Annotated in this window: 9 protein-coding genes; 1 reads left to right on the top strand and 8 read right to left on the bottom strand. The window is 47.2% G+C overall.

Annotation, left to right across the window (positions count from 1 at the left end):
• Positions 1-469 (bottom strand): GNAT family N-acetyltransferase (locus PKH29_11615; GenBank protein HNX15484.1); only part of this gene is annotated, 469 nt, incomplete at its 3' end.
• A 218-nt stretch (positions 470-687) separates the two neighbouring features.
• On the opposite strand from PKH29_11615, the gene PKH29_11620 reads away from it, so the two are divergent.
• Positions 688-1,728, top strand: coding sequence for a hypothetical protein (locus tag PKH29_11620; protein ID HNX15485.1), 1,041 nt, complete (start codon positions 688-690; stop codon positions 1,726-1,728).
• On the opposite strand, the gene PKH29_11625 is transcribed toward PKH29_11620, so the two are convergent.
• The 7 genes from PKH29_11625 to PKH29_11655 all read right to left on the bottom strand — a co-directional run.
• The gene (locus PKH29_11625; protein HNX15486.1) at positions 1,725-2,150 is read right to left on the bottom strand and encodes a DUF4097 family beta strand repeat-containing protein; all 426 of its coding nucleotides are present in this window, start codon (positions 2,148-2,150) and stop codon (positions 1,725-1,727) included. The two genes, PKH29_11620 and PKH29_11625, sit on opposite strands and share 4 nt — an antisense overlap.
• A 69-nt stretch (positions 2,151-2,219) precedes the next feature.
• Positions 2,220-3,653: a condensation domain-containing protein gene (locus tag PKH29_11630; protein ID HNX15487.1), complete on the bottom strand. Its 1,434-nt coding sequence runs from the start codon at positions 3,651-3,653 to the stop codon at positions 2,220-2,222.
• Between the two features lie 77 nt (positions 3,654-3,730).
• On the bottom strand, positions 3,731-5,164 hold the full coding sequence (locus tag PKH29_11635; protein HNX15488.1) for a condensation domain-containing protein: 1,434 nt from the start codon (positions 5,162-5,164) through the stop codon (positions 3,731-3,733).
• 74 nt (positions 5,165-5,238) lie between these two features.
• Positions 5,239-8,850 carry an FtsX-like permease family protein gene (locus PKH29_11640; GenBank protein HNX15489.1) on the bottom strand — a complete coding sequence of 1,204 codons (3,612 nt, stop codon included), beginning with the start codon at positions 8,848-8,850 and terminating at the stop codon, positions 5,239-5,241.
• Between the two features lie 40 nt (positions 8,851-8,890).
• Entirely contained in the window at positions 8,891-9,595 is a 705-nt protein-coding gene (locus PKH29_11645) for an ABC transporter ATP-binding protein (GenBank protein HNX15490.1), read from the bottom strand.
• A 29-nt stretch (positions 9,596-9,624) separates the two neighbouring features.
• The gene (locus tag PKH29_11650; GenBank protein ID HNX15491.1) at positions 9,625-9,858 is read right to left on the bottom strand and encodes a phosphopantetheine-binding protein; all 234 of its coding nucleotides are present in this window, start codon (positions 9,856-9,858) and stop codon (positions 9,625-9,627) included.
• An 18-nt stretch (positions 9,859-9,876) separates the two neighbouring features.
• Positions 9,877-10,617, bottom strand: a 741-nt coding sequence (locus PKH29_11655) for an AMP-binding protein (GenBank protein ID HNX15492.1), incomplete at its 5' end; no start/stop codon positions are given.

The raw sequence follows: 10,617 nt of genomic DNA on the forward strand, positions 1-10,617 counted from the left end.
AGGCAATCCTGGACGCTCCGCTCGCAATATAAATAATCCCGCAATATATAAAGCCCAATTTTTCTAATAATCCCCGCATGGGTTTGTTGTCTTCGTGGGTATCGATTCGGACATTGCCCGCCAGTTCGTAAGCCCAGTTCAAACAAAATGTCGCCGCGCCTTTACTCCCTTTCGCCGAGGCGATTCTGTGCACAACGCCGTACGGTTTGTCATTAAGCCACGCACCGCCCTTGATCACCCGGTAAGTCGGATCGTCTTCTATATTAAAATAAAAAACACAGGCGATTTCTTCATCGTTCATGCAGACATAGAGCTTTTTCCTCCGGATATCTTCTTCAATCAGCTCCCGAGGCGGATGTCTGTCTCCCCACTGTTCGCCGTTGCCGTTCTCTTTCATGAATTTCCTGGCATATTTATAGATGTCTATGATTTCTTCGATCTGGTCTGCTTGGGCGATTTTAATCTCCATTTTTCTTTGACCCGATGGGTCTCCTTTCATCTGGTTGGTATGAAAATATACCGGTTGGGCAATTGTTTTCAATCCGATCAATCTCTGCTGCACAGATTTTATTATATCGGGTTTCGGCATGATGTCAAGATTCGACTGCGTCCCCCGCCTTTTGACAATCGGAAGCCGATATCGTATAATTCAAACAGGAATTGTCTGTCAGGAACAAGGAGAATGATATGAAGCTCGCATGCAAAATCGCCGGTCATCGCTGGAACGCTTGTAAATGCACCCGCTGCGGCGAAACGCGCAACGAACAACACGATTGGCAGGCCGTCAATGGGAAATGCCTCGAAATTTGTGCGATTTGCGGAAAACAACACGAATTGCCCCACCAATGGAACGGTTGCAAGTGTGAGCGCTGCGGTGTTTTGCGCGGTGAAGGACACCGTTGGGTTACGGATAATCCATATATAGAGCGCTGCACCGTCTGCGGCGGTACACAGCTCTCTGCGTTTGCGAGGCAAGAAAACGCCGTCAACGAAATTATTATAAAAAGCGAAGGCCTTTACGACAACCGCGATGCATTTTTAGCCGCCGCTCGGTCAGTCACCGACCAAGACCTGCTTTTACGCTTAGCGGAAGGAACCCGTGTCGGTTGGGCCATTCGATCCGCCGCCGTCTCCCGTCTTTCCGATCAATGCGTGTTATTCAAATTCGCGCAGGATCAAGAACTCGATCTCAATATCCGCAAAGCCGCAATCCGAAAACTGACCGACCAAACCCGCCTGTTAACGCTATTAAGAGACGATAATGTTTTTATCCGCATTGAAGTCATCCAACTGTTGACCGATCAGGCGATTTTGGAATCTCTGGTAAGCGACGAGCACAATCTGGCGCGCATTCATGTGATTAAAAAGCTCACCAACCGCGCTTTCGTGCAGGATTTACTGCAAAAGCCCGAACATGCGGAAGTCACAAAGGCCGTTCGGGAACGGCTGCTGATTTTAAACGATGAAATCAAATGCATACGGTGTGAACGCTCATTCCCGAAAAGCGAAAAGGCCGCCGGCTATGCGGTGGATCTGTGCATTACATGTGTAAACGACCTGAAGCCGCACGAAGGCGGCCATCTGGTTTTTATGAAATCCGACGGATGCGATACCTCCTACACCTGTGTCAAATGCGGAAACTCGGAACTCATCAGCGACGGCATCCCCGTCGGCGATATGCTCTATAAAATCCCATGTAAAAACCGCCGATATTGTGCCAACCATTAATTATATCTCAGAATAGCGATATCTCCTGATGTGACTTGAAGTGTCACTTTATTAACTTTATTCCCGATCTGTCCTTCCGAATTCATTTTACTTGTAACTGTAATCGGAAAATCAGACTTGACTTTTCCGCTTGTTGTAATAATTCTATATGAAAACTCTGCGGTCTCAGGAAGCTCAAGCGTGATATTTCCTGAGGTTATCCCTATGTTTGTGTTTTGAATATTAAATTCTTTGCAACTCATCAACACTTTAGCCGAGGAACCTTTTATCGTGAGCTCCTTTGAGTCAAGTTCTTTTAAATGAATATCTCCGGAAGTTGTATTTATGGAAACGATATCAGCGGTCAATTTCCTGGCATTAAATCCGCCGGAGAATGTATGAAGTGTGAAGTCGGCTAAACGAATCGAATCTGTCTCGACAATACCGGAATTCGGACAGAAAAAGAAGCCGACTTTAACTCGGCTTCTTTAGATTCTTAAACTTCCGTATAGTTACAACACTGCCGCTGTGTCTTTTTCCGCGCCGATTCCGGGAGCTCCGTGAAGCAGTTCGCCGATGGTGATATCCGGATTCGCGACCCCCGCTTCCATGATCCTGACGCTTTGCTCGAACAGTGCTTGCAATTCTTCGACACGCAGAATTTTTACCATATACTCAAAACGAAAATCAAGGCCGCCGTCAATCAGATTGGGGACAATAATGGTATAGAGCGGCATTACAAAACGCCCGTTGCTGTAATTTCCGAATTCACAATGCAATCCCTCGGGCAGTGTAAGCGAGAGCGGGACACAAGTTAATAGCATGGAATAGGTCCATGAAAATATCGACATGTGCTCCATTTTTTTGATCTCATCTTGTTTGAGTGAAAACAGATAATCCGTATGGCGCAGAATTTGATACTGCACCTCCTGCGTACGCTCGATTGCCTGCATAAACGTCTTATCCTTTGAGATGACGGTGCGCAGCGGAAGGGTGTTGACGCGGCAGCCGCCGGAGCGTTTGTCCGCAAGGGTGATTCTGCGGTTAAAAGCGACGATAAAATTGACGTCGTCCGTCTCCTCATTGATTCTCGACAGATAAGTCCGCATGCCGACATAAATCATCGTCTGCAAAGGAATGCCCTTTTTTTCGCAGAAGGAAAGAATCGGCGCGGCTCTTTCCGCGGAGAGATGAATCCCGTAATTATCGCTTTTATCTTTAATAAACGTATTGATACTTGCATAACGAAGATTCGGGTCTCTTTTTCTGCGACGATTTTGGTTCAACAGGCGCATCCCGTCGGGGCCTGCATAAAAAGAGGGGCCGTCTTTTGCATAATATTCTTTAAAAAACTGTCTGTGTTTATCTTCCTCATCTTTATTCCCGAATATCACAAGATCCTTTTTCAAACACTCTTCAAACGAAGCGAGCGGCTTGGGCATTGCAGTATTGTTTTTAAGCGCCATAATGACGTCGAGCAAATCGGCGAACAGCAAGACCACTCCGTACAAATCAATGATAATATGACAAATATTTAAATAAATCCCGATGCGCCCGTCATATGTACGATAAAAGAAGAAACGGTACATTTCTCCCTTATTGGTTTTCAACGGTGTGTGTGCATCTTTGCTAAGCACAGCATCTTGCTCTTCTTTTGTTTTACCCGTGAAATCCAGGACGGGTATATTTTCGAGTTTAAATTCCGGCATAAAATATTGTTTGAGTTTTCCGTTCTGTTTTTTAAACCGGATGCGCAAACAGTCATTGCGCGCAATCTCTTCATTCACCGCTTGTTTGAGCAGTTCATGATCAAGTTCTTGGTCGACAATCATATAAAAAACAATTTGCGTGCTCTCCTTATGCAGACAGTACTTCAACTGCATCAGAGGCAATTGCTGAGAACCGAAGATGTCGTAATAGGTTCTGTTTTCCGGTTTTTTTGACATATCTAACATCCTATCGCGCACAATAGGGAGATCCTTTCCGACAAAGGTCTTTTTGTCTGCATGTATTTGAAATCCCTTTATCTAACAGCTGCGGCATCCTTTTCGATCCCGGTATCCGCTGCCCCGCGAATCAATTCTCCGATGGTGATATCGGGATTTGTGACGCCCGCTTCCATAATTCTGACGCTTTGTTCCAAAAGCGTTTCCAGTTCATAGGGCTGCAAAATTCGCACCATATATTCAAAATGAAAATCAAGTCCGCCCTCGTTAATATTGGGAACGACCACGGTATACAGAGGCATCGTGAAGCGGCCGTTGCTGTAATTGCCGAACTCACAGCGCCATCCTTCGGGCAGTGACAACGAAAGCGGAACGCAGGTAAAAAGCATGGATTGGGTCCAAGATAGTAATGACATGTGCTCCATCGCTTTTATTTCTTCCTGATGAAATACAAACAGGAAATCCGCATGACGTAAAATCTGAAATTGAATTTCCTGTGTCTGCTCGATCGCCTGCATGAACGTCTTATCTTTTGAAATTACCGTGCGCAGCGGAAGCGCATTAACCCGGCAGCCACCGGAGCGTTTGTCCGCAAGGGTGATTCTGCGGTTAACTGCGATCATAAATGTAACGTCATCGGTTCCCTCGTTTATTCTCGAGAGATAGGTACGCATGCCCACATAAATCATTGTCTGCAGAGGAATGTTGTTTTTTTCGCAGAAAGAGAGAATCGGGGCCGCTCTTTCCGCCGGCAGGTGAATTCCGTAATTATCGCTTTTATCGAAAAAAAACGTATTCATGGTCATGTAGCGAAGATTCGGATCCTTCTTTTTTAAACGCAGCTTATTTAAAGAACGCATCCCATCCGGGCCGGCATAAAAGGAAGGGCCGTATTTTGAGTAATATTCTTTATAAAATTGTTTATGCTTCTCTATCTCTTCTTTGTTATTGAATATTTGAAGGTCTTTTTTCAGACAATCTTCAAACAAGGCAAGCGGTTTGGGCATCGGAGTACCATTTACCGCCGCGATGATGACATCGAGCAGATCGCTGAAAATCACAAGTACCCCGCATAAATCAGCAATGATATGGGAAATGTTCAGATAGATGCCGGTACGACCGTCATAAGTTCTGTAAAAGATGAAACGATACATTTCATCTTTCTTAGTCTTTAAAGGCGTATGCGCGTCCTGACTCAAGATTGAATCCTGTTCTTCTTTTGTCTTGTCCGAAAAATCCAGGAAGGGAATATTTTCGAGTTTGTATTCCGGGATAAAATACTGTTTGAGTTTACCTTCGTGTTTTTTAAACCGGATACGCAGACAGTCGTTGCGCGCAATTTCTTGGTTCACAGCGCTCTTCAGCAATTCGAAGTCAAGCCGCTGATCGACAATCATGTAGAAAACAATTTGAGTACTCTCCTTGTGCAAACTGTACTGCAGTTGTCTCAATGGCAGCTGCTGCGACCCGAAAATGTCATAATAGGTTCTCACGATCGGATTTTTAGACATAAATTCAGTCATCCTTTCGCATATACGCGATGTTTTAATCGTGTTTTCAGACAACAATCTGTTTCCCGGTCTTTTTATTCGACCGCTTTCAGCGACTCGACCATGCTGATGTTCTTCATACGTTTTGTCATCAGCAGGTTCACCGATACGATGTAAAATGCTGTGAGCAGAGCGGCATAAAGATAGCTCACCGCCGCAATGTCTCTCGCGAACCTGACCATATCCGCTTCGACCGTTTGAAGCATGAATTGGGCCAAGTAATAACCGAGCACGCCTCCGAGGACAATGCCCACGGCACCCATTATGAAATTTTCCCGGAAAATATACATATTGGTCTCGCTGTGTTTAAAACCGAGCACTTTGATGGTGGCAATCTCGCGAGTGCGCTCCGAGATATTGATATTGGTCAGGTTATAAACGACTACGAAAGCCAGCGCGCCGGCCGAGATCAACAGGACAAGGATGATGACGTTGATACTGTTGATGGTCTCAACAAAGGATTTTCTCGCAGAATCGATGCTGACAATAGACAGGATTGAGCTGTCTTTTGCCAGCCATTCGGATGAAAAGCTATCGAAATCCGTCATATTTTCATTCGCCGCGCATGCGATGGAATTGAATGTGATATCTTTGCCGAATGTCTTTTCATAAAGCGCAGGCGACATATAGATATAGTGGTAAATATAATTTTCCGTAACCGCGGTAACCGGGAGCGTATACTGAACCTCATTTACGGTGAACGTGATATTATCACCCGCGCCGAGGCGCATTATCTGCGCAAGTTTATCGGTTAGAATCACACCCTCATCGCCGAGTTTCAGAGCGCTCCCGCTCTTTGGATTTCGCAGAGCGATCAGTTTTTCCATCTGTGCCGAGTCTTCCGGCGCAAGCACAAACACATTTCGGATCACCTCTCCGTTTTTATCTGCCTCGGCGGATACGATTTTGGAAAACAGCGTGTCTTTCAAGCGGTTATCCTGTGCAAGCTGCTGTCCGAACGCAGCGGCATCCGGACGCGCCAGTTCTTTGGAGAGTGTGAACATGATGCGATAACGGTTGATTTCCCCGTATTGTTTATCTACGATTGGGTTTATCCCGTCGCGCATCCCGAAGCCGGCGACAATCAGAGCCATGCAGCCGGAGATGCCCAACACCGTCATCATCAACCGGACTTTATAGCGGAAGAGGTTTCTTGCGGTGATCTTCTGAGAAAAACTGATTGACGCCCAAAGTTTTTTAAAGCGTTCCAAAAGGATTTTCCGGCCGCTTCTCGGCATTTTCGGGCGCATCAGCGCGGCTGTCGGACGCTTCAGTTCTTTGTAGCAAGAATACCAGGCCACCATCACCGTGCATAACAACGCGACGAATAACGACAAGAAGGACATACTCCAGGGAACCGTGATTTCGATTTCGGGCAGCCGGTATAACGCGGAATAAGCTCCGATGATGACCCTCGGCAAAATCTGAATGCAGATCACTTGCCCAAGCACGCTTCCGAGGATGCAGGCAATGGCGGAATAGACCATATATTTGCCCGCAATCTGAGCGGATGAATAACCGAGCGCCTTATAGGTACCGATCTGAACCCGCTGCTCGTCGATCATTCGGGACATGGTCGTCAGACAGACCAGCGAGGCTACCATCAGGAAAAACACCGGAAAGATTGCTGCAATGGCATTAATTCTCTCCGAATCCTGATTAAAACCGGCATAACTCTGAATGATATCATCGCGCGTGAAAGCGTACCATTTGCCCGATTCGACACTGCTGTACATATTCTGAACATTTAATATGCGGTTGGCTCCGTCGGCGATTGCGCTTTTCATCTGTGCGTAGCCGTTCAGATAGTCGGCGTATCCTTTATCATAATCCTTTTGCCCGGCCGCAAGCTGTTTTTCTGCGTCTTCAAGTTTTGCTTTTGCCTGCGCAAGCTGTGCCAATGCTGCGGCTTTCTGTTTATTGAATTCGTCTTCGCCCTCTTTGAGCTTTTTCTCGCCGGACTCCAATTGCAGAATATTGGCTTTCAGCAAAGCATACGATTCATCCAGTTTTTTCTTTCCGACCGCATACTGCGTTTCCCCGCTCTGGAGTTCCCCGAAAGCCGAATCGAGGGTCGCTTTCGCTTTATCCAGTTCGTTTCGGGCCTGCTGCAATTGAGTTTCCGCAGCGGCAAGCTGCGCCTCTGCTTGCTCAAGCTGAATCTGAACCCCTTCGAGCTGCTTCCTTGCGTTTTCGAGTTCTATCTGAACCTGCGCGTTTTGATCTTCCGCATTTGCCACCCGATCGGCGGCAGCTTGTATCTGCTCCTGAAGTTGGGCGATCACCGCCGGGTCGGATCCTCCGCTGTCCAGATAATCCTGAAGTTCCGCTTGAGCCTCCGCAAAGAGCGCCGCGGCTTCGGCCTGATCGACTTCATTCCCGTTCAGTGCCGCTTCCGCCATTGCGACGGCTTGTTTTGCGGTATTATAAATTTTCAATACCGGCTCGTATTTTTCCTTCGCTTCCGTATATTGATTATATCCATCGTTATATAAAGCCTCATTGCTGTTATATTCGGCCAAACCTGCGTTATACTGTGCCCAACCGCTGTCCAGCTGATCGCGCGACTTCTGAAGCTGAGCTTCCCCTTCCTTATATTTAGCCTGCCCGACGGCAAGCTGGGTTTTGCCGTCGGAAATCTGTTTTCTGGACTCCGCCAATTTGGATTCGGCGATATAGAGTTCGGTTTTGGATTTTTGAACGCCTTCGTTGTATTGCGTCCAGCCGGCTTCAATTTCCGCTTTGGATTGCTCCAGTTTCAGTTTCGCTTCATTCAGCTTTCGCTTTGCGTCGTCAAGTTTGCGTTCTGCATCGGTCTTTTGGGTATTCAGTTGCATTTCGGCATCGGTAATCTGAGTTTTTATCTTTTGAAGAAACTGAGCATAGCTGATCCGTCCCGCTGCGTCGATCAGATCGGATGCGGTACGGATGTTCGAATCGTACCGTTCATCGAATGCGGTCACACCCGCAGCCCGGTTCAGCAGCACGTAAAGCTCCGTATAGCGGGAATATTTGAATTCGGCGGCAGGGAGCATGATGTAATACATGATGATGCCGTTTCCGATTGAGGAATTGCCATAAGAATAGGAAAACTGCTGCGGAGACTTCATCAATCCGACAACGGTATAATCTTTGCCCGATATGATGGTATCGGTTGCGGTCTGCCCCGCGTAATCCGAAAATTTAATGACGTCGCCGACAGCGATGTCATCATCACGCATCCGATAAGGAACGGCGATGCACTCACCCGGATTTTCCGGCAGACGGCCGGCGACGAGCTGGATTTGATTAAGCGTATCTTTTTCGCCGGCGTTCGGCAGGGCGCATACGCGGGCCACGCTGTTGCCGGAGTCTTCAACGACGATCAAATCGGCAGAATAAGAGGGCATCACCCCTTTGACGCCCTCGAGTTTACGGACAGATGCAACATCGCTGTCATCAAAGCCGACGGTTGAGATAATCTCCAAATCCATCAGCGATGATGCATTGAAATAATTCTCGGCTGTTGCGCGCATGCTGGGAGCCGTCGCCTTTACGCCCACAAAAAAACCGACGCTTAAAAAGGTGATGAGGGCGATTGAGATAAACCGCTCACGGGAACGCAGCATTTCCCGACAGGTGTCTTTGACCAAAGTACTGAGTTTCATGTCCGCTCCTTTTACAGTGAAGGCCCGACGGCAAAGCCGGCTACCATTCCAGTTCCTCCACGCTTACGGGCGAGGGATTGATATCAATGGAAGCCACTGAACCGTTTCGCATGCGAATGACCCGGTCGGCCATAGGGGCAATCACCGCGTTATGCGTGATTAAAACGACTGTCATCTTCTGGCGTTTGCAGGTCTCCTGCAGCAAAGCGAGAATCTTTTTGCCCGTCGTATAGTCCAACGCTCCGGTCGGTTCATCACATAACAGCAGTTTCGGATTTTTGGCTAACGCCCGCGCAATGGCGACCCGCTGCTGTTCACCGCCAGAGAGTTGGGAGGGAAAATTATGTACGCGTTCGCTCAGACCGACGCTTGTCAATACTTCCACAGGGTTTAATTTGCTGTCGCAAATCTGAGATGCGAGTTCTACGTTTTCACTGGCCGTCAGGTTCGGAATAAGGTTATAAAACTGAAAAACAAAACCGATGTCCATCCGCCGGTATTGGATCATTTTTGATTCGGAGAGAGAACTTACGTTTTTTCCGTCGACGATGATTTCCCCTTCATCGCTGTTGTCGATGCCTCCCAGCATATTGAGAACAGTGGTCTTTCCTGCGCCGCTGGCTCCGGTAATGATGGCAAATTCGCCCTTTTCAATCGTGAAGTTGACAGCATCAGCCGCCACAATGGTCACTTCGCCCATTTGATATCTTTTATAGACATCCTTAAATACAATATAAGGATCCATTCCTCTGCAATACCTCCCAAAGGATTTTTTCAGCGTAATGCCGTTTCTTTTTCCAAATAGGCGATGACGTCACCGACATACTGGAAATTGATTGCTTCCCGTTCAGAAATTTCAACCTTGAATTCTCTCTCAATGACGGTTACCAGATGGATGAATTCAAGGGAGTTGAGTCCGAGGTCTTTTCTGAGTTCGGATTGCAGCGTGATCTCATTTGGATCCAGCACGACGTATTCTGACAAGATGGTGAGAAGCCTCTCAAGCATGACATAAACCTTCCTTTTTCATATTGTGATTCCGTTTCCGAAGGAATTGTATTGTTCAATGACCTTGTTGCGGATGACTTTTTTGGTGGTTGTGCGCAGAAAGTCCTCCTGCGTGATAAACAGTTGGTGCATCTGTTTATACCCGGGTAAAAGCTGATTAATACGGCGCATGTCTTCGGTGATCATCTTTTCCACCGTCTCTTTATCCATTTTCCCGAAATATTCATCCACTTCTATCTTCAGCGCGGCCGCAATCGTCTGCATCGTATTTTCCTTCACATTGTAATTAAACGAGTAGACCACCGCGTCCTTGACGTAGGGCAGCTGTTGAATGATCTTTGCTTCGATTTCTTCCGGGTGTACATTTTTGCCGTTGCTGAGGACGATCAGGTTCTTTTTCCGTCCGGCTACCGATAATATCTTACCTTTCATCCTGCCGTAATCACCGGTTTTCAGCCATTCTCCGTCAAAAGTCGCCGCGGTCGCCGCCTCGTCTTTATAATAACCAAGCATGACGTTATCGCCTTTGACATAGATTTCGCCGATGCCGTTCTCATCCGGTTCATTGATTTTCACCTGGACTCCTGCCAACGGTTTTCCGACTGTTTCGGGATGTTTATGCGCTTTCAGATCGACGGAAACCGCGGGGGAGCATTCGGTCAGCCCATAAGCGATTATTACGTCAATTCCGAAACTGTAAAGACCGCGGATAATTTCCGGATCAATCGCAGCGCCGCCGCACATGACCTGTTTGAATTT

The organism is Oscillospiraceae bacterium, assembly GCA_035353335.1.
Lineage (GTDB): Bacteria > Bacillota > Clostridia > Oscillospirales > JAKOTC01 > DAOPZJ01.

What these genes read in the sequence shown, in the direction of transcription:
- PKH29_11630 (HNX15487.1), bottom strand. Translation starts at nt 3,653, where the DNA reads ATGTCAAAAAAACCGGAAAACAGAACCTATTACGACATCTTCGGTTCT.
- PKH29_11640 (HNX15489.1), bottom strand. Translation starts at nt 8,850, where the DNA reads ATGAAACTCAGTACTTTGGTCAAAGACACCTGTCGGGAAATGCTGCGT.
- PKH29_11620 (HNX15485.1), top strand. Translation starts at nt 688, where the DNA reads ATGAAGCTCGCATGCAAAATCGCCGGTCATCGCTGGAACGCTTGTAAA.
- PKH29_11650 (HNX15491.1), bottom strand. Translation starts at nt 9,858, where the DNA reads ATGCTTGAGAGGCTTCTCACCATCTTGTCAGAATACGTCGTGCTGGAT.
- PKH29_11645 (HNX15490.1), bottom strand. Translation starts at nt 9,595, where the DNA reads ATGGATCCTTATATTGTATTTAAGGATGTCTATAAAAGATATCAAATG.
- PKH29_11635 (HNX15488.1), bottom strand. Translation starts at nt 5,164, where the DNA reads ATGTCTAAAAATCCGATCGTGAGAACCTATTATGACATTTTCGGGTCG.